23 protein-coding genes and 1 pseudogene are annotated in these 25,978 nt (G+C 38.4%); 20 read left to right on the forward strand and 4 right to left on the reverse strand.

Features of this window, described 5'->3' with window-relative positions; genetic code table 11:
- Position 1: 1 nt before the first annotated feature.
- The 8 genes and pseudogenes from ACIQZI_RS04015 to ACIQZI_RS04050 all read left to right on the forward strand — a co-directional run bounded on the left by ACIQZI_RS04015 (position 2) and on the right by ACIQZI_RS04050 (position 9,982).
- Complete coding sequence (locus tag ACIQZI_RS04015; protein WP_062177490.1) at positions 2–853, forward strand: transketolase; 852 nt, start codon at positions 2–4, stop codon at positions 851–853.
- Positions 850–1,797 carry a transketolase family protein gene (locus ACIQZI_RS04020; protein ID WP_403069668.1) on the forward strand — a complete coding sequence of 316 codons (948 nt, stop codon included), beginning with the start codon at positions 850–852 and terminating at the stop codon, positions 1,795–1,797. Before ACIQZI_RS04015 ends, ACIQZI_RS04020 begins: the two co-directional genes overlap by 4 nt.
- Positions 1,798–2,357: 560 nt before the next feature.
- Positions 2,358–2,927, forward strand: coding sequence for a hypothetical protein (locus ACIQZI_RS04025; RefSeq protein WP_403069671.1), 570 nt, complete (start codon positions 2,358–2,360; stop codon positions 2,925–2,927).
- 102 nt (positions 2,928–3,029) lie between these two features.
- Complete coding sequence (locus tag ACIQZI_RS04030) at positions 3,030–5,270, forward strand: EAL domain-containing protein (RefSeq protein ID WP_403069674.1); 2,241 nt, start codon at positions 3,030–3,032, stop codon at positions 5,268–5,270.
- A 46-nt stretch (positions 5,271–5,316) separates the two neighbouring features.
- Positions 5,317–5,884: pseudogene (locus ACIQZI_RS04035) on the forward strand (suppressor of fused domain protein).
- A gap of 88 nt (positions 5,885–5,972) precedes the next feature.
- Positions 5,973–6,395 carry an HIT family protein gene (locus ACIQZI_RS04040; RefSeq protein WP_062177501.1) on the forward strand — a complete coding sequence of 141 codons (423 nt, stop codon included), beginning with the start codon at positions 5,973–5,975 and terminating at the stop codon, positions 6,393–6,395.
- 577 nt (positions 6,396–6,972) lie between these two features.
- On the forward strand, positions 6,973–8,106 hold the full coding sequence (locus ACIQZI_RS04045; RefSeq protein WP_403069678.1) for a S1C family serine protease: 1,134 nt from the start codon (positions 6,973–6,975) through the stop codon (positions 8,104–8,106).
- Positions 8,107–8,740: 634 nt separating this feature from the next.
- Positions 8,741–9,982: a serpin family protein gene (locus tag ACIQZI_RS04050; RefSeq protein WP_403069681.1), complete on the forward strand. Its 1,242-nt coding sequence runs from the start codon at positions 8,741–8,743 to the stop codon at positions 9,980–9,982.
- A gap of 325 nt (positions 9,983–10,307) precedes the next feature.
- On the opposite strand, the gene ACIQZI_RS04055 is transcribed toward ACIQZI_RS04050, so the two are convergent.
- From ACIQZI_RS04055 to ACIQZI_RS04065, 3 genes are read right to left on the reverse strand one after another with little or no spacing between them, the layout of a single operon-like run.
- Positions 10,308–10,481, reverse strand: a complete 174-nt coding sequence (locus ACIQZI_RS04055; RefSeq protein ID WP_403069684.1) for a hypothetical protein — start codon at positions 10,479–10,481, stop codon at positions 10,308–10,310.
- Entirely contained in the window at positions 10,465–11,418 is a 954-nt protein-coding gene (locus tag ACIQZI_RS04060) for an ATP-binding protein (protein ID WP_403069687.1), read from the reverse strand. Before ACIQZI_RS04060 ends, ACIQZI_RS04055 begins: the two co-directional genes overlap by 17 nt.
- Positions 11,315–12,121, reverse strand: coding sequence for a DnaD domain-containing protein (locus tag ACIQZI_RS04065; protein WP_403069690.1), 807 nt, complete (start codon positions 12,119–12,121; stop codon positions 11,315–11,317). Before ACIQZI_RS04065 ends, ACIQZI_RS04060 begins: the two co-directional genes overlap by 104 nt.
- Before the next feature lie 678 nt (positions 12,122–12,799).
- On the opposite strand from ACIQZI_RS04065, the gene ACIQZI_RS04070 reads away from it, so the two are divergent.
- Positions 12,800–13,156: a hypothetical protein gene (locus ACIQZI_RS04070; RefSeq protein ID WP_403069693.1), complete on the forward strand. Its 357-nt coding sequence runs from the start codon at positions 12,800–12,802 to the stop codon at positions 13,154–13,156.
- Positions 13,157–13,336: 180 nt separating this feature from the next.
- On the opposite strand, the gene ACIQZI_RS04075 is transcribed toward ACIQZI_RS04070, so the two are convergent.
- The gene (locus ACIQZI_RS04075) at positions 13,337–13,522 is read right to left on the reverse strand and encodes a hypothetical protein (RefSeq protein WP_062177520.1); all 186 of its coding nucleotides are present in this window, start codon (positions 13,520–13,522) and stop codon (positions 13,337–13,339) included.
- Between the two features lie 247 nt (positions 13,523–13,769).
- Between ACIQZI_RS04075 and ACIQZI_RS04080 the strand changes: the two genes are divergently transcribed.
- From ACIQZI_RS04080 to ACIQZI_RS04130, 11 genes are all read left to right on the forward strand, one after another.
- Positions 13,770–14,213, forward strand: coding sequence for an SMI1/KNR4 family protein (locus ACIQZI_RS04080; RefSeq protein ID WP_403069696.1), 444 nt, complete (start codon positions 13,770–13,772; stop codon positions 14,211–14,213).
- 634 nt (positions 14,214–14,847) lie between these two features.
- Entirely contained in the window at positions 14,848–15,222 is a 375-nt protein-coding gene (locus ACIQZI_RS04085; protein WP_403069699.1) for a hypothetical protein, read from the forward strand.
- Positions 15,223–15,554: 332 nt separating this feature from the next.
- Positions 15,555–16,019, forward strand: coding sequence for a hypothetical protein (locus tag ACIQZI_RS04090; RefSeq protein ID WP_403069702.1), 465 nt, complete (start codon positions 15,555–15,557; stop codon positions 16,017–16,019).
- 112 nt (positions 16,020–16,131) lie between these two features.
- On the forward strand, positions 16,132–16,554 hold the full coding sequence (locus ACIQZI_RS04095; RefSeq protein WP_403069705.1) for a DUF1801 domain-containing protein: 423 nt from the start codon (positions 16,132–16,134) through the stop codon (positions 16,552–16,554).
- A gap of 329 nt (positions 16,555–16,883) precedes the next feature.
- Positions 16,884–18,551, forward strand: a complete 1,668-nt coding sequence (locus tag ACIQZI_RS04100; protein ID WP_403069708.1) for a ribulokinase — start codon at positions 16,884–16,886, stop codon at positions 18,549–18,551.
- Positions 18,552–19,279: 728 nt separating this feature from the next.
- On the forward strand, positions 19,280–19,480 hold the full coding sequence (locus tag ACIQZI_RS04105) for a cold-shock protein (protein ID WP_062177553.1): 201 nt from the start codon (positions 19,280–19,282) through the stop codon (positions 19,478–19,480).
- Between the two features lie 891 nt (positions 19,481–20,371).
- Positions 20,372–21,364, forward strand: a complete 993-nt coding sequence (locus tag ACIQZI_RS04110; RefSeq protein ID WP_062177556.1) for an ABC transporter ATP-binding protein — start codon at positions 20,372–20,374, stop codon at positions 21,362–21,364.
- On the forward strand, positions 21,361–22,305 hold the full coding sequence (locus ACIQZI_RS04115) for an ABC transporter ATP-binding protein (protein ID WP_403069713.1): 945 nt from the start codon (positions 21,361–21,363) through the stop codon (positions 22,303–22,305). Before ACIQZI_RS04110 ends, ACIQZI_RS04115 begins: the two co-directional genes overlap by 4 nt.
- Positions 22,306–22,352: 47 nt before the next feature.
- Positions 22,353–23,357, forward strand: coding sequence for an ABC transporter permease (locus tag ACIQZI_RS04120; RefSeq protein WP_062177562.1), 1,005 nt, complete (start codon positions 22,353–22,355; stop codon positions 23,355–23,357).
- 17 nt (positions 23,358–23,374) lie between these two features.
- Positions 23,375–24,271, forward strand: coding sequence for an ABC transporter permease (locus ACIQZI_RS04125; RefSeq protein WP_062177565.1), 897 nt, complete (start codon positions 23,375–23,377; stop codon positions 24,269–24,271).
- A 64-nt stretch (positions 24,272–24,335) separates the two neighbouring features.
- Positions 24,336–25,964, forward strand: a complete 1,629-nt coding sequence (locus ACIQZI_RS04130; protein WP_403072025.1) for an ABC transporter substrate-binding protein — start codon at positions 24,336–24,338, stop codon at positions 25,962–25,964.
- Positions 25,965–25,978: the final 14 nt, after the last annotated feature.

Consider the following 25,978-nt stretch of genomic DNA (forward strand, 5'->3'; position numbering starts at 1 on the left):
TATGCAAGCAACACAAACTGATTTACAAGTTTACGCCAATCAAATCCGTTATTATACGCTGAAGGAACTACAGGAATTGGGCTTCGGTCATTATGGAGGCAGCCTTTCCATTGTGGAAGTACTTGCTGTTCTATACGGTAAACATATAAATATTGAGCCAAATGATGCCGAAAATCCAGATCGTGATTACTTCGTGCTTTCAAAAGGGCACGGGGGTCCGGCACTCTATGCGACTCTGTTTCTGAAAAAATTCATCTCAGAAGAAACGCTTTATTCGCTTAATCAAAACGGTACGACTTTACCTTCTCATCCAGATCGTAACTTAACTCCTGGTGTTGAAATGACGACGGGTTCACTTGGTCAAGGGATTTCAGCAGCAACCGGTATCGCTTTTGGCAACAAGCTTGATGGCCGCGCGAATTACACTTATGCCATTGTAGGGGACGGAGAATTGAATGAAGGTCAATGTTGGGAAGCGTTCCAATTTGCTGCTCACCATCAGCTTGAAAATCTTGTCGTCTTTATTGATGACAATAAAAAACAGCTTGATGGTCTAACGATTGATATTATGAATCCATTTGATTTTGTTGAGAAAATGAAAGCTTTTGGATTTGCTGCAGAGCGAGTGGACGGATCGAATGTAGAAGAAATCGATGCTGCGGTTGAGAGAGCGAAGCAACGTACAGGCAAGCCAACTGCTATTATTCTAGATACGACGAAAGGACAAGGTGTTCCGTACTTAGAACAAAAGGCGGACAATCACCATATCCGACCTAGTGCAGAAGACAATAACGCTATAAATAAGGCTCTAGAAGAATTAGAAAAAGCACTTCAAGGAGGTCAAAACCAATGACATTTTCTTCTGTCCTCGACGAAAAAGAAATGCGTCAAACGTACGCTGATACGATTCGTGAATTAGCTAAGAAAGATGATCGTGTGATTGCGCTTGAAGCGGACTTAAGCTCAGCCATGTCTACAAGCAGACTAGAGTCTGAACTTCCAGGTCAATACGTGAATGTTGGCATTATGGAAGCCAACATGATGGGATTAGCTGCCGGACTTTCTGTTGTAGGTCGCAAACCTTTTATTCACTCTTTTGGCCAGTTTGTTACAAGACGTGCTTTTGACCAACTTTTCGTTTCCCTTGGATATGCCAAGCTTAACGCCGTGATCGTTGGATCTGATGCAGGTGTGACTGCAGAACATAATGGAGGCACACATATGACGTTTGAAGATATCGGCCTAGTTCGAGAAATTCCAAACGCTCATGTCTATGAAGCTAGCGATTCAAATCAACTCAAGTATTTACTGAAAAAGGCTTATAAAGAAGGCGGTCTTCATTACATCCGCACGATTCGGAAGCAATCGATCAACCTATACGATGAAAACGAATCCTTTGAAAAAGCCAAAGTGTTGCGTACCGGTAAAGACGTAACCATTGTTGCTTCGGGAATTATGGTAGGTGAGAGTTTAAAAGCAGCTGCCAAGCTTGCTCAAATCGGTATTGAGGCAACGGTGATTGACATGTTTTCCATAAAACCTTTAGACATTGAGACACTCATCGAAGCTGCTAAAAAAACAGGGGCTGTCGTCACTGCAGAGAATCACAATGTAAACGGAGGACTCGGCAGCGCTGTGGCTGAGGCCCTTTCTGAACATTACCCAGTTCCTCTTTACCGTGTTGGTGTTCGTGAACGCTTTGGCCAAGTAGGAAAAACGGAATATTTAAAAACGGTGTATGGATTGGATGCACAAACGATTGTAAGGGAAGTTGAGAGAGTGATTGAGAGAAAATAGATAGGAGAAGCAGGGGGACCGTTCTCCTGCTTCTTAAGTTTTGTGATAGGAAAGTTCCTACATAGGTATACTGGCTACAGGGAAGAGTAGCCACAAATATTACTACCGTGATTTTCTCTCCTGTCACATTGTCACTGGATGCTAAGTCCTTAGCTGTCAGTTTTGTGATATCAATCCCTATATTTTCTAGTATTTGCTACAAACAATAGGGAAAAGACACAATATGAAAAAATAAAAGAATCACCCTCGAATTTTGGTATAATAGATCTGTGAAGAACTAGTACCACATTTCGAGGGTTTTCCTATACAAGTTGCAATCCATCATCTAAAATTTAGAATAGCTTAGAGTAGACAGATGCCCGATCGATGCTTTCTGTCTTTTTGGTTTGTCCGATATGGCGGATATAGATATTCATCAGTATGTTCCTTATAACTCTTAAATACTACTATTATATTATTTTTATTTTTCTGACTGATTAATATGAGAATAAGTTTCTGATTATATGTATAATTATTTTTGACATATAATTTACTACATTAGTCAATTGGAGGAAAATAACGTGTATATAAAAGTAGATTCATTAGCCTTGTATAATCAATTTAATAACATTTGGATAGAATGTTGGCTTGAAAAAGGATATGGATTGGAAATGGAAGATGGCCCAGCCGATCGATACTTAATCACAGATTCAAAAGATCAAAAAGTAGGAACGATCGAATTTAAGCCATATCTATTAGAGCCGAATCATAATATTAACACAGTTTATCCTTTTCATCTGATTGAATCGATTAAAAATAATCCAGAATCGGTGATCGAAATTGATAAGGTTGCCATCTTAAAACAATTTAGAGGAAGGAACCTAGAAAGACTATTATCGGTGTTTGTTCACTACTCGGAACAACATGAAATTAGTTATTGTGTTGCTTTACTTGAGAGGGTTTTCTATAAGGCACTAAGAACGATCTATAAGTTTCCAGTGGAGTCTGTTGGTGAACAAATTTATTATAAAGGGGATTATGTGATCCCTGCTGTTATTTACCCTAAAGATCTGTATCAACATAAGGAAAAGTATCCTTGGTTACGAACTAGTAATCAAGATGATCATAAAAAGAATTATATATTAAGGTAATGCAAATCCAGAATGGAGAAACAAATGGACAGTCTTAAAACCCGGAAATTGGCTTATACTTTCATCGCGCTTTTTATTCTTTCTAACTTTCTTTGGAATATCATGTTTCAAAACAATCCGCCCGTATTAGATTGGGGTGCAGTGACATTTCAAATCATTGCTTGTCTTACATCCATTGGATGGCTTATTTATACTTTTTTTAAGACTTCAAAAAGTTTTTGGTTATTTCTTGGATTGGGAATTCTGAGTTATCTAATTGGAACGTTGATTTGGAGTTATAATGCATTTATTCTGAACCTTGATGGAGCGTCCAATACGATCTCTGAGAAATTTTGGATCTTGCAAAATGGCTTCTATTTTATCGCACTTCTGATTATCCTGAATAAAATAAAAAGCCATTTGCTAACCATTCGGTTCTTTCTCGATCTGTTAATCGTTATGACGGCAGCCACTACATTTAGTTGGATTTTTTTAATTAATCCATTGATCCATCAACATACCAATATGCTGTTAAATATCCTGGAGTTACTTTATCCCATTTTAGATTTAGGTGTATTCGTAGGGGTTTTAAGCGTTTTTTTCGCATCAGGTAGCATTTTCTCAAAAATGACAAGATTCCTTCTCGTTTCTGGTTTTTTAACTCAGATTATTGCCGATAGTATTTTTATCTCTTTAAAAGTGATGAATCCATACTCTGTAGGAAGTATCAATGAACCGTTATGGATTCTATCCATCCTCTTAATAGGTTTAGCTGGAATCTATTATGTGCCCTTTCAAAAGAAAGAGACGATAATCAATCAAAAAAGAAAAAATAAAAGTCATTTTTTGAAAATTATTACTCCTTACTTGGGTGTTCTTATACTTTCTGTTTATTTTATTTCCTTATTGTACAAAACGCATCCTGTTGTACTGGGTCTGTTTTTAACGATATTATTAGCTATTTTGAGACAAATCCTAACTTTATTAGAAAATGATAAATTAGTGAACGATTTAAATCAATTAAATGAAGATCTTGAAGAAAAGGTAAAGGAAAGAACGGATAAACTAGTAGAAACGCTAAATTCAATGGAATATATCGCTTTACATGACGTCGTTACTGGGTTACCCAATCGTAGATTTATGGAGAAAAGACTTTCACAAGCGATCAGCAATTCGGATGTGTTGCGACAGCAAATGGCATTTATGATGCTTGACTTGGACCGCTTTAAACAAATTAATGACAGTCTTGGCCATTCCTATGGTGATCGTTTATTAAAAGAAGTAGGGAGTAGATTAATCAATTGTCTAAATCAAGATCAATTTGTTTGTCGGCTAGGCGGGGATGAATTTGCATTATTAATCGAAAATACAAATATGGATGAGATAGAAGCCATCACAGAATCTCTATTAACTACCTTAAGAGAAACCTATTATATTAAGGATGTTGAACTTAATATTACCCCAAGTATTGGGGTGTCTGTTTTTCCTGATCATGGGAATAACTTAGATGCTCTCATGATGGCAGCAGATACGGCCATGTACAAAGTAAAGGGAAAAGGAAAAAATGATTGTCAAATTTACAATGGTTCAATGAGTATGGAACCAACAGTAAAGTTAGAAACTTCGTTAAGAAAGGGTCTAGAGCGGGATGAATTTATCTTATACTACCAGCCGCAAATCTCCCTGATCAATCAAGAAATTGTTGGTGCAGAAGCTTTGATACGTTGGGAAAGACCTGGCTATGGACTGGTACCTCCATCAGATTTTATTCCAATTGCCGAAGAAATGGGACTAATCTTGCCAATCGGAGAAAGAGTTTTATGGAAGGCTTGTGAGCAGTCCGCTTATTGGAGTAAAAAGGGCTTTACTCAATTAAGAATTGCCGTGAATATCTCTTCCTTACAATTTCAGCAAAATAATTTTATTGAAATGGTATCAAAAATTATCAAAGAAACCGGAGCCAATCCAAATCAAATCGAGTTGGAAATTACCGAAAGTATTGCGATGGGCCCAATTGAGCAAACAATAGCTAAATTAAATTTGTTAAAACAAATGGGCTTTAAAATAGCCATAGATGATTTCGGAACAGGCTATTCATCGCTCCATTATTTAAGCCAATTTCAAATTGACCGCCTAAAAATAGACCGTTCCTTCATTTCTGCTTTAGAGAATAGCGAAAAAGATGCAGCCATTGTGAAATTGATTGTCCTGATGGCGAAAAGTTTGAACTTCCAAGTGATTGCTGAAGGTGTAGAGAATAACACTCAAAAGTCATTTCTAGAAGACATACAATGCGATGAAATTCAAGGATACTTGTTCAGTCGCCCTGTATGTGTGGAGGATTTTGAGAGATTACTGGGGTAAGCTAGAACGGTCCCTTTGTTCTCTTTTGCACTTCTGGAGGATGACTATGACGATTTCAAATGATAATAAAATGATAGCAAAAACAGCTTTACAAGCATTTGGAGGCAAGCCAAATGTATCGAAATACTGGGACGATAAAAATGATAGTCATATTGATTTATTATCAACTATAAATAAACCATACGAGGGTATTACATCCTACTCAACTATTGGATTATCAGACTATTCAATTGGATACGCAGTAGACGCAAAACCCTTAAGAACTGAAATCGTAGGGGCGAGTGCATCAAAGTTTGCACTTTTCCCTCATATACTATCGACATGTGCCCTTTATGTTATTAACACAAAGTTCTCTATTTATCATGGTGAAATATTTCGGGATATAATAAGAATGTATTACCCAGATAGCGAGATGGAGCACGTACTATTTACAGCCCCTTTTTTATGGGAAGACTTAAAGACTCTAGATTTTCCAGCTGAAAAAGTTGCATGGTTACTTGCAATACCAATATCAGAGGAAGAGTTTGTATTTGCTGAGAAAAGGAACAGAGGAACTTGAAGGCTTGTTAGGGCAAAAAGATATAGATATATTCGATCCTTTAAATAGGAGTTAAACCTTCCTAATAAAAACACGCAAAAGGAAAATAATAGTGTTACAATCAAATAGTCTAGAATTTTCTAACAAGAGAGGACTTGAGGGGTATGGAACGTAATAAAGAATGTATGTATTGCATGGAGGATGAAGGTCGCGACAACTTAATGATTGAAATTTGTCAGTTGGATGTTTCTACTGTTTTTCTTTTTAAAGAGCAGACGTATACGGGCAGATGTAATGTCGTGTATAAGGATCATGTAAAAGAACTTTTTCAGCTTGATCAAGATGAATTGGCGGCATATATGAATGATGTAAAAAAAGTAGGAGAGGCTTTAGACAAGGCTTTCCAACCAAACAAGCTTAACTATGGGGCATATGGTGATAAAATGCATCATCTACATATGCATATCGTCCCTAAGTATGAAGATAAAGAAGAATGGGGTTCTACCTTTGAAATGAACCCAGGTAAAACATACTTAAAAGAAGAAGAATATCAGGAAATGATCGCAAGCATTAAAAAATATCTCTAACAACTAACATTTTAAAATAGTTTGTACAACAAGAGGTGCACCAAATGGTAGCATCTCTTGTTGTTGAAACATAATCGTAAATTCTTAAACGCGATTATACGGCTCTTGCATTTTTCATGCTAGATGACGGCGGCACGAGCAATTTTTAATCGAAAACCATACATCCTCTACGTCTCGAGAAAATGCTTTGAAAATACAGTAACAAAATCTTATCTATTTCTCCCCTTAACCAGGATTTATCTCATAAGAATGATCGGTTATAGTAGACCTGTTTTACTATTAATTGAAATGTTCTTTTTTCTCTCTCTTTCTACTATAAATACCTTCCCTAGCTTACGAAGCCAATGAACGGATGAATACTAGATTATCCTAATGAACCTAGACAAAAACCATAATTTTCTATATAGTTAGTCCAAAAGACTTATATGGAAAGAGTGAAGATATGCATTGTTCATCATGTGGAGAAAGGCTTGCAAACTCCTCAAATTACTGTTCAACATGTGGGAAAAAGCAAAAAAAATCTAAAGTCGTTCCTTTTTTACTTACGTTAAGTATTTTTTGCATCTTAGCAGTTGGTTTGTCACTCTATTATTACTTTCAGTATGATGTACCGCCAGAAATAGCGTCAAAGAAAATAGTGACTGAGCCTGTGAAACAAGTAGTGGAAGAAAAAGCTGAAACGATTGCCTTACCAGCTAAAAAGACTGAGGTACAGGTTAAAAAAGACATTACGGATGTTATTGCAGAACAGCAAACTAAAGTGTATACGATTTTTACAGAAACCTCTCAAGGTTCTGGCTTTTTGATGAATCAAAATGGCGATATTGTAACCAATGCGCACGTGGTTGAAGGATCTGTCCAGGCAGTCGTTAAGAATTCAGATGGAAGTGAATACGGCGGTCAGGTAATTGGCTATTCCAACGATACCGATATCGCTATTATTCGTGTGCCAGAGTTGGCAGGAGAGGAGCCGATGGCGCTTGAAACTTCAAACCAGACATTAATAGGTGAAGAAGTAATCGCTCTTGGGAGTCCGCATGGTCTTGAAAATACGGCAACATTAGGATACATAACCGGAGTAGGTCGTAACTTTTTCATCGGAAACCGCTCTTATGAAAACATCTATCAGATGTCCGCAGCCATTTCCCCTGGCAGCAGTGGGGGACCACTTTTATCTAAAAAAACCGGAAAAGCAATCGCAATTAATTCAGCAAAAATGATTGGAGAAGAAGCGATTGGTTTCAGTATTCCGGTCAAGGATATTTATAGTATTCTACAAGACTGGGTTGAACAGCCGCTCACTGAACAAGAGATTTTCGATTTATTTTATAATGAATCTGGTGATTATTATTACCAAGATCTTTGGGAAAATGAAGAGGATTGGTATTTTGACGGTGGAGAATACGTTGAAGAAGAACCAGATACATTTATTGAAAATCCAGGCGAAGAAGAAACGGACTCATCCTATTACCAAGATTCTTATGAAGAGGATTCCTATTACCAAGGATATGATGATTCTGTAGAGTATGAAGAACTAGAGGAGTATCCAATTTATGAAGAATACGAGGAGCCCGTCGACACGGAAGATCCTTTGATATATGAAGAACCTATAGAAAATGAGGATCCAGCGCTTGAAGCCCCATACCCAAATGATGAAAATATTGATGGAAATAGTTTGAACGGTGAACTAGAGGTGGGAGGAAGTGAATAGTAAAAGTAGCTTTGTGTGCAAATCCCCACATGTAGGCGGTTTTCTGATAATCTATCAAACTAAATGCTAATAAACTTAACAATAAAGCAGGTGGGCGGTGAGCCATTTCTCGATAAGAGGGAAGTAGAAATCTGACGACATTCGAGGCAATTGCTAGGGACTTTATTCCAATCTAATTTTATTAGATGTCATAGCAATTGCCATCATGCTATTTTTGCTAATAAAAAGAAGAAGGAAGGAACAGAGGCACCGAGATCCATTAGAAACGAAAATGGGGAAGGAGTTGTCTAGCTATCATTGGACGGATACCCCACATACCGAAATCCTCATTTATCACTTCGTAAGAACCTTTCCTATTTAAAGAAACGTATCAAGAATCACAATCCGATATTTGTTTGCCTATGGTTATTGGTAGGTTACAAAGCAGCGGAGTGGAAAATTAAAAACCATTTGTCAACAAATTTCAATATCCATACACTGCGATCAATAAGTAGAAACCGACTGCGTATTTAGTGGATTTGGGGCTTGAATAATTGGGGATACAAAGATTTTGATACTTTGCTAGTAAGCTAAGGTGATGGCTGGAACTTTTCCATGTTTATGCAGTCTAATGTAATGAAGGATGGTGATGGGTGTGAAGAAGTTAATTGTTCCTCTTTTACTAATGAGTGTTTTTGTAACAGGCTGTGGAACGGATAAGCAAGGAAGCTTGGAAATCTCAAACCAGGTGGATTTTGGTGAAGAGGACTATCAAAAAATTGTGTCCGCCAATAATCAACTGGGAATGGATCTGCTGTCAGTGGTTGAGGCGAATGAAGATGGCAACACGTTCATTTCACCGACAAGTTTATTCATGGCATTGTCGATGGTATATAACGGAGCGGATGGGAAAACAAAAGATGAAATAGCCAAGGTTCTGCAGGTTGAAGGGATCGATGTAGCTGAGCTGAATCAAGCGAACGCTTCTTTGATGTCCTTGCTTCATAGTGACTCTAAGAAAATTCAGCTGAATGTCGCGAACTCGATTTGGTTAAATAATCAGTTTCATTTTCAGACTGACTTTGCCAAGAAAACAAGAGATTATTTTAATGCGAAGATTCAGGAAATGGATATATTGGATCGCCAGTCTCCTGAAATGATCAATGACTGGGTGAAACAGGCCACGAATGGAAAAATAGAAGAAATGGTAGAGGCTCCTTTAGATTCGAATATAGTGGCCATTCTCCTTAACGCGATTTATTTTAAAGGGGGGTGGACCTATGGATTTGATAAAAAACAAACAGAGCAGCGAGCCTTTCATTTAAAAGACGGGACTACAAAGAATCTTCCACTAATGACGCTTAATAAAGAATTGGCGTATACGGACAACGCAAGCTTCCAGGCGGTCTCTCTCCCTTATGGCGATGGTGAAATGAGCATGAACGTATTTCTCCCGAAAGAAAATACCAGTTTAGAAGAATTTGAAAAGTTACTCACAAATGAAAACTGGAAGAATTGGATGTCCGAGTTCCATGAGAGAAAAGGAACGATCATGCTTCCAACCTTTCAAATGGAATACGAAGTGAAATTAAATGAAACGTTAAAAAAGCTTGGTATGAATTCTGCATTTGAACGAGATGCCAATTTCACGAAAATGATTACAGAGGAAGAGCCGTTATCGATTAGTGAAGTAAAACAAAAAACATATTTGGATGTGAATGAAGAAGGAACAGAAGCGGCTGCTGTAACCTCAGTAGAAGTGGTTGCTGTGTCTGCACCCGTAGATAAACCATTTCAGATGGAGGTTAACCGGCCATTTTTCATTGCTATAACAGACGATGAAACGGGGACAATCTTATTCATGGGCTCGATTTCCAATCCACAGGAGGGGAAGTAGTTTTTTGATTGAATATGAATGCTGGAGTCAATCGTGCTTTCGTGGATTAATAAATAGTTACCTGTGCTACATTCCCAATCATATATTATTCAGTTCGGATTAATTATTTGAAATTCAGACAGAATATTAGATGTTTTGGACAAATTAACCTTCAAAATTAGAAGATTACTATCAATTACTAACTAAAGCTACCAATCTCCCGCCGCTTTCATGGAGCGCGAAACTGGCAGCTTTAGTTTTCAAATCGATTACGGACTTACTTATTCATGAAAGTAGGGAAGATCCAACGCTGCGATCGTTTTTCCTGTCATCATCCTCCCACTCATCAAGCATCCTTCTTCCTCAACCGTTTAATCTGAGCAATCTCAGATAACATATCCGCAAACCGAGCATTTTGTACTTCTTCCGATTCCGGCCCGCAGATTGGGCAACAGGAAATGATGATCGATGAAACGCTTATCGCACTGACAACGTGTGTACCGTTACAAATTTGACACATATTTTGCACCCGCCAATCTATAATTTAATATATTACGATCGCCTTTAATGGCTACCGTATAGTTTTGACACATTTGATAGATTCGTGTACCAAGGGCCTCGTCTACGTTCACGATTTCATCTACGGTTAACTCGGATGAAACGAGGATTGGCTTATGGTTCAGGTAGCGATAGTTGATAACTGCGTACATTTGTTCAATCTGCCAGATCGTCGCTCTCGGTTCTCCTTTCAGCGGTTTGAACAAATCGTCGATGAAAAGGACGTCTACTTGCCGCATGCGTGCTAATTTCGTTGCTAGTTTTTCGAAATCATCTTTCAAGTCATTAAATCCTTCTACATATGGAAAATAGAGGACCGATATGTTTTTTCGTTGCATCAAGTTATTGGCGATCGCCGTTAGTAAATGAGTTTTTCCTGAGCCGGGTTGTCCGAGTAAGGCAATGCTATTGGCTCTGTCCGTTCGTATCGCTAGAAAACGCTTCAAATAGGAACTTGAACAGTCGTACATATCGACAATGATTTGCGGCTTTCCTTCCAGGCTGAAGTTCTTAAAACCCAACTTCTTAAATTCATCAGTAATGTCGCTTGCCTTTAACAACCGCTCCATTTTTTTCTGTTTTATACATGCACAGCGTTTCGAAAAAGTCGTACGCCACGCCCACGCTTGGTCTGGGCTACATACTTGTCCAGAAAGAAAATCTTCTTCTAAGACCATAGTTTCTGGGGTTAGGGTCGTGACTTCCACTCCGTTCATGATTTGGTGATTTGTCACCCATTTCGTTTCCTCATGGACGCGATAAATGATAATCCCGTGGTCCTGACATATTGGGCAATTAGGTTGGGCTTCTTCTAAGCCAACCGACTTGGTTGCCGGTGATGGATTTTTCGTTCTTTGTAGCAGCTTGGTTAGGACGTCTTCTACCGATCTTGTTGCCATTTTTCTCCCCCCTTGAGGCAAATTCTTGATCCAGCCCTGTTACATCGATCAAGGAGCGTACATTCTGATTCGCCCAATCTATCAAGATGCCCTCAGCATATCCCCACATCTTTTGTTTTTTTAGCGCCCGTTTCATCGCTTCGATCACTAATTCTGGTCCAAGATCGTTTTCCCACATCATGATACGTTCTGCCATAAAAGGGTTGAGTGATCCGAAATTCTCCTGATAAAATCGGACGGCATCTGTAGGGCTAGTTTTTCCAGCTGCCGCTGGCTTTTTTTGTTCTGTTACAGCATCTGATGGCAGAAATCCAAGGTCATTTCCGAGCTGTTTACATTGGTTGACAAATTCATGAACAAAGCCTTTATTCTTAATACTTGCTAGTTCTCTTTTAATACAAGCAATCACTTTTGGACTTCTAATCAAATTGTATTTCGCCCAGTTCAAAATGATAATTTCCTTCGTGACATCGTCATATAAGATTTTTCCGTAATCTACGAAGCGCTGCAGCAGTTTGTCAATGGTCTCGCGGTTATAACCCGTTTCTGTTTCGATGATGCGTTTTGGGAGTTCATAGATTCCGCATTGTGAGGTTTTACTGTTGGTCATGAGATACAGATAGAAATACTTTTCCTCTGGAGTGAGATCCAGCACAAACCCGTCTTGCCAAAATGCAATATGTACTTGTCTATATTTCGCCATGCGTACTCTCTCCTTTGCGCAATTTTTGTTCATAGATGGCAACGCGATCATCCATGAGTGTCTGCTCAATAGCTAAAACGATGAAAAAGATTCAGGTTCAAACATGATAGGATCTTATGAAGGTGGTGGTGCGGAGCTGATCTTGCGAAGCTCCGCCCCTTTTCTGCAGAAAAAAGCTCTTCAACTCTTTTATAAGCCGTTTCATAGAAAAAGTAGCATGCCAATAAAAAAAATTTTCAGGTACCTTTGTGTTGCTGCGTGTATGTAAGTGCACGACGAGTCTGACCCTTTCTCGTTATGGGACACCTCTTATTTTTGTACAGAATTCCAAGCTGTATAAGCTAGCTAGCATTCTCTTCTCTTTCTCTTTCTTCTTATTGTTCTTCTTCTTCCCTTAGTCTATGGATACCGTATCAATACGGTAGTCTCACGGTATGAAATTTTAGGGAGGCTTCTTTTTTGTGAAGTATCAGACACGATACTGCCAGTTACTCATTGTTTTAACGTGATGAGAGACCGTCGCATTTATTTTACGTACCATTCACCACTCGGATTTTGTTGTAAAGGTTTTATGTGACTTGTAAAATTTGTGTGATTTTTCTGTGGAAATAGAGGAAGTTAAGACTCCTTTACGAAATATATATAGTATGAATATTTCACTAAGGTGGTTTGTTTACTATGGGAAGTCAAAGGTATATCCAAGAGGGAGAAAAAGAGTTTGTTAATGGGGTAACTAGGGTTGTAATGGAGTGTGATGTGTCTAATAATCATTACCTTTTGAATGATGCTGGAGTTCTTACATATATCGTCTCCTCTAGAAAACCAAGGGTTGGACTTCAAATTAATAGTGAAACAAAAGTTCTTTGTGTGTTCTCGAAAGGTCTTATTAGAGATTTTCATGATAAAGCAAGAGGTACTGATGATCTGGCTAAACAATGGATTAAACGAGCAGTTAGAGACATCATTGATCATGGGAAAGATGTACCTCGAATCATTTATCCCGCACTAACCGGTAGTAAAATTCCCACTGATTGAAGTTTCACTTTATCGTGTATTTTAGAGCAACCGAGATGAGTTGCCACATAGATTTGGCGTGAAATGTTACCACTCAAAGAATCAGACTCCGCAAAACTAAATACAGAATGAGATAACATACTGATTTAGAGTGCGAGGTCTGATCTATATGAGTTATCCGTATTGAATGCGCTTACATAACTATTTGTTAAATAAGGTCTTTACTCCCTGATAGATTAAGGCCAATGAAAAGACGATAACTGTTAAAACGCCGATGATTGTAGTGAATGGTTCCAAACTTGATAAAAATGTTCCGGCTAAGGACACTTTTATCAAAGAGAATCCAGCTAAAAGACTTGCTAAAAACACTAGGATCATTCTATCCATTATTTTTCCCCCCTTTTTTTATATAATATATGTGTATTTTGGGGGAATGAGCGGTTGTTTACCTATGTTCTTACATAAAACGAATTTTATTTTTACATGGCAGCCGCCATTCAAAATAAATAAAAAATCCAATTGGGAATTCGGGTGGAGTTGGCAGTGGAGAAGCTAGGCTAGAATTTAATAAGTGGCGTAAAGAATATTGGAAGGCAAGATATGCCAATGAAATGATTAAAAGGGAGATTATTGAATGAAGATAGAAATATTAAATGCCATTGATGAAGAGTTCGAAATGTGCCCTGAAGCCTTTGGAGGGCCTCTTAATATTGAGGAAGTAAACCAAGCAGAAGATGAACTAAAAGTAAAATTGCCAGAGGATTTTAAAGAATTTCTTTTGAGGTATGGTTCTGGAGCAGTTGGTGAAGCTATTGTCTTGGGATTGAGAGAGGCGGAGTTTGTTGCGACACCATCATTTGTAGAGAAATCTCTACATTTTAGAAAAGCACTCCCTAAAGGGTATGAGAATTTTATTGCCATTGGTATAGACGGTGCAGGAAATCCGGTGGGTTTTAATTCTCAGAATACAGAAATTATTACATTTGACTTTGATTTCAGTGGGAAAGAAATTATAGCAGAGAGTTTTGAGGACTACTTAGAAAAAGCAATTCGTGAAGAATTAAATATACATTTTTAACATATCCAGGATACTAGCTGTAACAAGACAAACTAAGAAATTGATATTGTTAACTGTAAGCACTTGATTGCATTGTAGGCAACAAGTGCTTTTTTGTGAGAAATTTATACTTTGAACAACATAAAAAATGAGTGTGTGAAATTCATAACTCATGAAGGTTGTAGTATCATGGTGTTATATAACAATGAAGCTGCTGGTTTAGATGCCGTTTATATTCATACTCCTAATCCTAACGAAGACAATTACCCTCTTAAAATAGAAAATTTAAACTGGAGTTGCATTATCCTAAAATATTTCAAAGATTTAATAAACCTAAAGGAATTTAATGTGGGACACTATAAGTGGGAATCCAATAACAGCTATATAATCCAGTCCAAAAATAATGGGATTAAATTGTAGGACTTATTGAACTAATAGGCTTTTGTTTAACAAGAATAGGGAAACCCAGAAAGATTGGGTTTCCCTAAAACCTTATCAAAAAATCAACATTAAGATTTAACAGCGCCTATCCATAGTAATAAACAAACACCTCACTTCGCCTAAATAGATGAGATTTACCGAATAGAAAGGTATTTTAGAATACAACTGGAATATTTAATATAGAATTGAAAGAAGAATCATAAGGGGTGATTGAATGAAGAAAATGATAGTGTTAGTTGTATCCGTTCTATTTATTGTCGTTTTCTTATCTAACAACAAACTTTTCTTACCTCCACTTCCAATTGATCATGTTAGCAAAAAAGAAGCGATTGAAAAGCTAAATGATTCAAATAAAGCAATCGTTAAATTATCAAGAGAAAATGGATATGAGTGGTATATCACATATAGTGATCAAAGCATAGCTGACGAAAATATCAAGGATATGCTAAGTCAAAATAGCTGGATGTTCAAGCAAAAGGACGGTAGCGGACTTTTCTTTGAGAAACAAGGAGACCAATTGATTGCCACGACGCAGATGTGGACTGGTGATTATGTCTTGGTTAAAATTCCTGTCACTTTTAACGATTAATAAGTGAAGATCTAAATCAACATTAAAATTTTACAGAGCCCAAATATTAAAAACGGTTAGTGCCAGATGGGGGCGGTTGTCTAATACGATAATTATCGATGTATCATAAAGTATCATGATTAGCCCCTTATAAAGGTCTTTATTTGGAATTTAACGAATACTTTGTTCTTTACTTTGGTAAGATTTTTAAGGGAATTTTAGTTCCTCCAAGTTCTTGCCCCCCGATTTGATATTTTTTTATAATATGATGTTGGCCTTTAAGGCTAGATCATGTAATAAGATTTGTAATCTTTATAATTCAGCAACGTCTAACAGAAAAAGGAGGGATTAAAATGAGAAATAAGCAGTATTTATTTGCACTACTAATAGTGTTCATTATCATAGTAGGAGGTTGTTCAAGTAAAACTGCAGAAGAGCCGCCAGAAATGCCCCCCGATGTGATCGTAAAAATAAATGGTGAAAATATTGAAACAGCTAGAGGCACGTATCAATGGGAAACAAAGGGTTTATTCTCTAATCAGACGGTGATTGCGGATGCTGCTGCACCATTTCAAATAGCTGAAAATATGAAAGCGAAAATAGTTGAACAAAGTTCAGTAGCGGATATAGAGTTCAATAATGGCTCTCAACCACAATTACACGCTTATTTGTGGGAAGAAGAAAAACGTGGTGAAGAATTACCTTTGAATCAACACAAAATCACCTTACCATTGGAAAAAGGAAAGTATGTAATTGAAATTCATGCTGAATGGACAAATGGAGACTCATCCTATACTTTTGTCGTAGAGGTACAATAACAAGATTTTTCTTCAACAAAAGGGTAGGTAGAATGGAAGGAAAAAAGCTATTAATATAGAAGCTTTAGTGTAGCTCACTAACCATATTTAAAGAAAAGGAGAGATTCTAACGATGTACGAACTAAAAACAAAAGAAACCGACAGTAGTGTCATTGAGTTTATTGAAAATGTTGAAAACCCTAAAAAACGTGAAGACGCATTTAAATTATTAGATATTTTTACAGAAACGACAGGTTATCAAGCGAAGATGTGGGGACCGAGTATAATTGGGTTTGGTTCCTATCATTATAAATATGTATCTGGTCACGAAGGCGATGCACCACTAGTTGGCTTTTCACCCAGAAAAGCTAAAATTAGTTTGTATTTTGCACCGGGTGACACGGAACGAGAAGATTTGTTAAAGGAGTTTGGCAAACATACTACAGGAAAAGCGTGTGTGTACATAAATAAAATAGCGGATATTGATGTTGATGTTTTACAAGCGTTAATTCATCAATCAGTAAAGTTTTTGAAAGAAACCTATCCAAATGAGTAAGTGTTTAAAGAGAGCCAATGACTTAAATTTTCAAGTAGTTTGAATCTAATCAATGATAGATGAAACTAGATTCAACTGTTTGGCTTCTTTTAAGTATTCTTCCTCGCCAGCAATAAACAGAATAAGCAGGAGTGTCTACATTTTCAACCTGTAAATGGTTTAGTAATGAAAGGAAGATTCTGAAGCGTACGGTCCTTTATATAAATAACGAATACGAAACAGGGCTGTTCTAAAAGGGTCGGACCCTTTTAGATAGCCCTTTTACCAAATAAAGGTTTCTTCTAAATTATTTGTCTACTATGCTTGCAACTAAGAAAGGAGAAAACGATATGACTAGAAAATATACGATCGGAATAGATTTCGGAACGGAATCAGGGAGAGTGCTATTGGTAGATGTTTCCACTGGTGAGGAGATCGCTACTCATGTAACTCCATATAAAAATGGCGTTTTAGATGAGGCACTGCCGAATGGAAAGCCACTTCAACCAGATTGGGCCCTACAACATCCAAGAGATTATTTAGATGTCCTTTTTCAATCCGTTCCTAAAGTGATCCGTTTGGCTCAAATTGATAGACAAGATGTCATCGGAATAGGGATTGACTTTACATCCTCCACTATTTTACCTTTAGATCGAAATGGACATCCATTATGCTTCGATCCAAACTGGGAAAGCCATCCACATAGTTGGGTGAAGTTATGGAAGCATCATGCGGCGCATAGGGAAGCAGATGAAATAACAAGATTAGCCAAAGAAAGAAAAGAAGAATTTTTACATCGTTATGGTGGCAAAATCTCATCGGAATGGATGTTCCCGAAGATCCTACAAATTATCAAAGAGGCACCTGAGGTTTTTTACGCAGCAGACTTATTTATCGAAGCTTGTGACTGGGTCACGTATCGATTAACCAACCATCTGATTCGAAGTAGTAATACATGTGGTTACAAAGCATTTTGGAATAAAGAAGCTGGGTATCCAGAAGCTTCATTTTTTAAAGCATTACATCCACGTTTTGAACATATTTTAGAAACAAAAATGCGTGGCGAGGTTCGGTCGATTGGTGAGAAGGCAGGAGAACTAACAGAAGAGATGGCCCATAAGTTAGGGCTCTTACCAGGGATTGCTGTCGCTGTTGGAATTATTGATGCTCATGCTGGAGTGCCAGCTGTTGGAGCCGTACACCCTGGCCAGTTTGTATTAGCGATGGGGACTTCTACTTGCCATATGCTTATTTCTGATAAAGAAAAAGCAATTGAAGGGGTTTGTGGGATTGTCGAAGATGGGATTATTCCTGGATATTATAGTTATGAGACTGGTCAAGTTGCTGTCGGCGATTCCTTTGCTTGGTATGTTGGCCAAGCCGTACCGGGTTATGTCGAAAAACAGGCAATTGAAGCAGGAAAGAATGTGCATCAAGTATTAGAGGAAAAAGCATCAGCATATAAACCTGGACAATCTGGTCTTATCGCCTTAGATTGGTGGAATGGCAATCGTTCTGTCTTAGTGGATGCCAATTTATCTGGGACGATTATCGGATTGACATTAGCTACGAAACCAGAAGAAATTTATCGTGCTTTATTAGAATCGACAGCATTTGGGACTAGAAAAATTATTGAAAATTTCACCGATGCAGGGGTAGAGGTTAAGGAACTTTTCGCATGTGGTGGTCTGCCACAGCGAAATCATTTGCTTATGCAAATATATGCTGATATAACCAATCGTGAAATAAAAATACCTGCTTCCAATCAAACAACGGCTTTAGGTGCTGCCATGTATGCTTCTGTTGCTGCAGGGGGAAATCATGGTGGCTACGACACGATTTTTGAAGCAGCTGATAAGATGGCCAAAGTTAAAGACGAAGCCTTCGTTCCAATCGCAGAAAATGTGAAAATATATGATGAGCTTTATAAGTATTATCTGGATCTACATGATTATTTTGGTCGGGAGAAGTATGAAATCATGCACGGCTTAAAAAACATGAGAATGACAGAAAACTAGAAATACAAATGTAAATGAAAGGCCTGTTGTGTTCACACTTTATGAAATAGCCGAGAATACTCGTGACTTTAGCCATGAAATGAATCGACTTCGGATGGGGCGTGGCTTATGCCACGTTAATGATCCGACATATGTTCAGACACACATATACAAAAAAGTACTAATATAGTGCTCTTATTTCCCTTAAATCTTTTAACATATGCTACCATTAAAATGAAATGGAAGATTTGCTAGACGTTAAGCATGGTAGGGGATATGCGTACTCCATTTCGTACCTTATTGTATGGTGCGTCAAATATCGCGATAAAGTATGAATGGGTGACATAGATGTAAGATGAAAAGAGATGCAAAAAATTCCTTATTTACTAACCAGACGATAGAGTGGTGTAAATGTGCGGGTGTTTAATCACCTGGAAGGGACAATCTCTCAATTAATTCACCAAGGATTCTCATGGACGATCGATGTTTTTTCCATAACTGGTTCTGTCCGACATTATCATTTTGTTAATAATTCTTCCTTCGCAGTTACTGGAATCTATTGCACGAATTAATCAATTAAAAGTATAGTTTTAAAGTAGCTTGCTATTCTCTTCAATTCCTGATAAGATAAAGAAGAATTATTTTTGTTCGGTGTAAGGGATTGTAGAAGTTTCAACTTTACGTCTTAATGATCACTTTGGCAGGGATAGTAACACATTGTGTGTTTTTCACACTAGGAGGCAACAAAAATGGAACAAGGTACAGTTAAATGGTTTAATGCAGACAAAGGTTTTGGATTTATCGAGCGTGAAAATGGAGACGACGTATTCGTACACTTCTCTGCTATCCAAAGTGAAGGATTCAAATCATTAGATGAAGGTCAAAAAGTTACTTTTGATGTAGAAGCAGGTCAACGTGGACCTCAAGCTACAAATGTTCAAAAAGCATAATATTGACATCATATACAAACCAGGCTCTTTTATGAGAGTCTGGTTTTTTATTTGTCTAAATCATTGAATTTTTGATAAAAATCCCTACTCAATGTTTGGGTGGGGAGAGGATCAGACAAGTAAAGTAGTTTTATAGTTTGAGTAAAAGTAGCTTGATATCCTTATGATCTCTAATATTTTGTTAAATTCCTTAAATTTAGCCAGGGTATACTACCGATTAAACTTTGGCAACTTACTGGTAAGGATTGGCTCTGACGCGCAAATCTGATTTCCGGCTCAGATTGTTAGAAAAGCTAGGGGGATGCACGAAACAAAGCTACCGATCAACTAGTTTTCTGGCTTGTCATCACTCGATATTTGTCAAAACTTTTTTCGCATAGTAGCACTACTATGTATGCTAGTATGTTCTGGCTGAAATCAAGCTTCGCACACAGCATGTAACGAGAGAAAATCAGACTTGTTATCTTATAGTTGAATTCTTATAAAATTTCTTCTCCAGTTTTACAGAAAAAATAAGCAAAGACAGAGAGTCCATTCAATGGGGCTCTCTGTCTTTTATGCCTGAAATCATAGCGTTTTCAGGCACTAAATCCATTTCTCCAAAAGGTTTCAGATGCCTAATCGCCTCTTAATGTGTGTGAAAATACTGTAGAATAATGTAGAGTTTTGCGGTATACTACATGAAAACAACAAAGATTCTAAAAATATTATTATATCAGTAAAGTATAAAAATAGTAGTTAGAAGTTCTTCTCGTTTTAGTTTATTGACTTTTGGCCAAATTGGGAATTTTTTTATGTATACAATTATAAGAATTGAATGTATTTAAATGCACTATTTGGCATTAAAATTCGAATGGAATGTCGGGAGATGTTATTGGAAGGAGCTTTCATATGAGCGGTGAATCTGTTTTAGAAGTGAAAAATCTGCGTACTTCTTTTTTTACAGATGGTGGAGAAGTAGCGGCGGTAGATGATATCGACTTTTATATTAATAAAGGAGAAATCCTTGGGGTTGTGGGGGAATCGGGCTGCGGGAAATCGGTGACTTCGTTATCGATTATGGGCTTAGTCCCGAGTCCTCCTGGAAAGATTGTCGGCGGAGAAATTTTGTATAAAGGCGAGGATTTGACGAAGGCATCGGAAAAACGGATGCGGCAAATTCGAGGCAATGATATTACGATGATCTTCCAGGAACCGATGACGTCTTTAAACCCCCTGTTTACGATTGGGAATCAGATTATGGAAACGATTCGCTTACACAACAAATGGAATAAGCAGCAAGTGAAGGAACGAGCGATTGAAATTTTGCAAATGGTTGGATTACCTCGCGCGGAAGAGTTGCTAAATGAATACCCTCACCAGTTATCTGGCGGCATGCGTCAACGAGTCATGATTGCGATGGCTATGGTCTGTAATCCGCAATTGTTAATCGCTGATGAGCCGACAACTGCTCTAGATGTCACCATTCAAGCACAGATTCTCAAGCTCATGAAAAAGTTAAATCAAGACTATCAAACGGCGATTATGATGATTACCCATGACCTTGGCGTTGTAGCCGAAGTTTGTCAGCGAATTGTTGTTATGTATGCCGGAAAGGTCGTCGAAGAAGGGGATATTGCGACGATTTACAAAAATCCAAAGCATCCTTATACTGTTGGGTTAATTAAATCTGTCCCTGATATGCGAAAAAAAGTCGATCGGCTTTATTCGATTCCAGGCAATGTTCCGAAACCAGGAAGTATTAAAGAAGGCTGCCGTTTTGCTGCGCGCTGTGAGCATGCCTTTGATCGATGTTTTACGGAAACCCCTGAACTGTATCAAACAGGAGAGGGACAAAAAGTAAGATGCTTCCTTCATGAACATCAAGGAGGTGTTTCCGGATGACCAAACCGATATTACAGGTGAAAAATGTAAAAAAATACTTCCCGATTACGGGCGGGATTTTAGGGAAGAAAATCGGCGATATGAAGGCTGTTGATGGTGTTTCTTTCCATGTCAATGAAGGCGAGACATTAGGGATTGTTGGAGAAAGTGGCTGTGGAAAATCGACAACAGGCAGAATGCTGCTTCGGTTAATTGAACCGACAGACGGGTCGATCCTCTTTGATAATCAAGATCTTCGGGCGCTACCCAAAAAAGAGATGAGAAAAGTAAGGCGTAATATTCAGATGATCTTTCAAGACCCTTATGCATCTCTTAATCCGAGACATACAGTGGAAAAGATATTAGAGGAACCGCTACTCGTCCACGGAATTGGGGATGCGACGGAACGAAAGAAAAAGGTTAGTGAAATGTTAGAAGTAGTAGGGCTAACTAGTTATCACGCGAGACGTTATCCCCATCAATTTAGTGGTGGTCAGCGTCAACGTATTGGCATTGCCCGGGCGTTAATGACCAATCCGAAATTGATCATTGCAGATGAACCGGTCTCAGCACTGGATGTATCGATCCAATCTCAAGTACTCAATCTATTGAAAGACTTGCAAAAGGAATTTCAATTAACGTATATCTTTATCGCTCACGATCTTGGCGTTGTCCGCCATATTAGTGATCGAGTCGGGGTCATGTATAAAGGACGGATGGTGGAGCTAGCTGACGCTGAGAAAATTTATCAAAATCCGCTTCATCCATATACCCAACAATTGTTAGCAGCAGTTCCGATTCCGGATCCGGAATATTATCAAGCAGATGCACAAGCTGCGATCCAATTTGGTACATTGCCAAGTCCGTATGTCATCGATGATTCTTGGATGAATATTGAATCAGAACGTGATGATTTAGTAGAAGTTGCGCCAGGCCATTTTGTAGCTTGTCGTTTGAAGTGATTTTTGACTAAACATTGATATGTAGAAATGAAAGGGGAGGGGTTCTTGTGTTAACGTACACAATTCGCCGTCTATTGATGCTTATACCCGTCCTATTTGGTATGACATTTGTTGTGTTTTTCATCATTCGAGCAATCCCAGGTGATCCAGCCCAAGTGATCTTAGGGCAGCAAGCAACAAAAGAAGCGATGGCGCAATTAACAGAAAAGCTTGGCTTAAACGATCCATGGTATGTGCAATTTTTTCACTATGTAAAAGGGCTCCTGTCAGGAGATTTAGGGGAATCATTACGAAGCTCAGCGCCAATTAAGGATGAAATTTGGCCATACCTTGCAGCGACATTGGAATTATCATTGGTTGCAATGTTTATTGCTATTTTTATTGGCGTAAATGCAGGGATTATTAGTGCCTGGTTTCAAAATTCATGGTTTGATTATACCGCGATGATCCTGGCGTTAATTGGGATTTCGATTCCGGTTTTCTGGCTCGGTTTAATGGAGCAATGGGCTTTTTCTTTAGAGTTAGGTTGGCTTCCTTCAACAGGACGTGAGAATGTTCGTGATCCAGTTGAAGTGGTGACGAATCTCTATTTAATCGATACATTGATTGCTGGTAGATTTGACCAATTCGGTGAAGTCATCCGACATCTAATCTTGCCAAGTTTAGCTCTTGCAACGATTCCCATGGCGATTATTGCCCGTATTACTCGTTCTAGTATGTTAGAGGTGATGCGTTCCGATTATATTAGAACGGCACGTGCAAAAGGGATGAGGATGTTTTTTGTTGTGTACAAGCATTCGTTGAAAAATGCGGTCATCCCAGTGTTAACTGTAATCGGCTTGCAAGTAGGGCTATTACTTGGTGGAGCAATCTTAACGGAAACGATTTTCGGCTGGCCTGGAATTGGCCGTTATATTTATGAAGCGATTGGGTTTCGTGATTATCCAGTGATTCAGTCTGGCATATTAATCATTGCTACCATCTTCATACTGATTAATCTAGTTGTGGACCTTCTGTATGTTGCTATCGATCCACGTATTAAATACAACTAAAGAGAAGGGGGATTTTTGTGCCGGTTTTAGCAAAACGTGAAAATGAGACAAACCAGCTTCAACAGGAAGAAGCGGTTTCCCCATGGCGGGAAGGATGGAAAAGCTTTAAGAAAAACAAAGTAGCATTGGTTGGCTTAGGGATTGTGCTATTTTTTATGATCATTGCGGTCTTTGCACCGCTATTAGCCCCATACGGAATCAATGAACAAGAACTATCCATTCGAAATAACCCACCTTCGCCTGAGCATTGGTTTGGAACAGATGACTTTGGCAGGGATATTTTTTCCCGTGTATTATATGGGGCTCGAATCTCATTATGGGTCGGCCTTGTCTCCGTATCGGGATCTGTTATCGTCGGGTGCTTCCTTGGCATTATCGCCGGATATTACGGACGATGGATTGATACAGTGATTTCGAGGATTTTTGATATAATGCTCGCATTTCCTAGTATTCTATTAGCGATTGCGGTCGTAGCCGTGTTAGGGCCATCTTTACAAAATGCCTTAATTGCGATAGCGATTATTAATATTCCGAATTTCGGCAGACTCATTCGTTCGAAAGTACTCAGTGTGAAACAGGAAGAATATATTATGGCGGCTCGAGCAGTAGGGATGAGTGATGGTCGTATTTTGTTCCATCATGTGTTGCCGAATAGTTTGGCGCCGATTATTGTTCAAGCTACATTAGCCATCGCAACAGCCATTATTGAGGCAGCAGCACTCGGATTCTTAGGGATGGGTGCTCAACCACCGCAAGCGGAATGGGGGAAAATGCTTGCCGATTCAAGGCAATACATTATTCAGGCACCATGGACCGTTTTATTCCCAGGGATCGCGATTATGCTGACCGTGCTTGGGTTTAACTTAATGGGGGATGGACTCAGAGATGCATTAGATCCAAAAATGAAAAACTAAAAGTAGGTAGTTAGCGGGACGATTCGTCGTACCGCTTTCCATATAGAAAATAGGGGGAACGATGATGAAAAGAAATTCTTCATTATTTGTAAGTATTTTAGTCGTACTTACATTATTACTTACTGCTTGTTCTGGTGGGAACAAAGAAAAAGCCGGAGACAAGAGCGAAACAACAGAACCAAAAGCTGGCGGTACATTAATTTATGGCCGTGGCGCAGATTCAATTGGCTTAGATCCAATCAATATAACCGATGGTGAGTCGATTCGTGTGACGCATAATATTTTTGAAACATTGTTTGTTTATGATGATAAGCTTGAATTACAACCAAAACTAGCGGAATCTCATAAAGTTTCTGAGGATGGCTTAACATGGACACTGACGCTTAAAAAAGGTGTAAAGTTCCAAGATGGCACCGATTTTAACGCAGATGCTGTCGTATTCAACTTTGAGCGTTGGATGGATCCAGCAAACCCATACCATAAAGGAGATTTCCCATACTATCCATTCCTATATGGTGGATTTAAAGGTGATCCAAATCACAAAATTGCCTCTGTAAAAGCAGTAGATGAATCAACAGTTGAATTTACACTAACTGAAAAAACGGCGCCATTTCTTAGCTATCTAGCGATTCCAATGTTCGGGATTGCCAGTCCTGATGCGATTAAAAAGTATGGCGACAAGTTTTATGAAAACCCAGTTGGCACGGGACCATTCAAGTTTGATAGCTGGAGTCGTAATGATAAAGTTGTCTTAAAGAAAAATGAAAATTATTATGTCGATGGACAACCGTATTTGGATGAAATGATTTTCCGTGTGATTCCGGATAATTCATCCCGTTTAACCGCTCTTCAAAGTGGCGAAGTTGATATCATTGATGGCCTAAATCCAGATGATGCCGATACAATTAAAGCAAATTCACAATTAAGCCTGATTAAGCGTCCAAGTTTTAACACAGGATTCATGGTGTTCAATACACAAATGGCACCATTTGATAATGTAAAAGTGCGCCAAGCGATTAATATGGCGATTAACAAAAAAGAGCTAATTGATGCATTCTATAATGGCTATGCAGAAGTGGCGAAAAACCCATTCCCATCTTCACTTTGGGGCTATAATGATGCGATTGAAGATTACAAATACGATGTAGAAGCAGCGAAAAAGCTACTTGCAGAAGCAGGCTTCCCTGACGGCTTCAAAACAGAATTATGGACGATGAGCAATCCAAGACCGTATTTACCACAACCATTAAAAATTGCAGAAGCGATGCAAGCAAACTTAAAAGCGATCGGAATTGACGCAGAAATCAAAACGTATGAGTGGGCAACGTATTTACAAAAGACAGGTGAAGGTGAGCACCCAATGGCCTTATACGGTTGGACGGGCGTTATGGCTGATCCAGATAATTTCTTATTCCCGAACTTAAGTAATACGAATATCGAAAAACCAGCCAGCAATCGTGCATTCTATGATAATGAAGAGTTTACAAATTTATTACAACAAGCACGCGTAACCTTTGATCAAGACGAACGCATCAAGTTGTACAAACAAGCACAGGAAATTTTCCATCAAGATGCACCATGGGTAACAATTGGTCACACAACACCACCTATGGGTCTTGCGGGCTATGTACAAGGATTTAACGCTCACCCAATGGAAAATGATAATTTTGCTGAAGTGTACTTGACGAATTAAACAACATTACAATT

Source organism: Peribacillus sp. NPDC096379, from assembly GCF_044762875.1.
Classification (GTDB): domain Bacteria; phylum Bacillota; class Bacilli; order Bacillales; family DSM-1321; genus Peribacillus.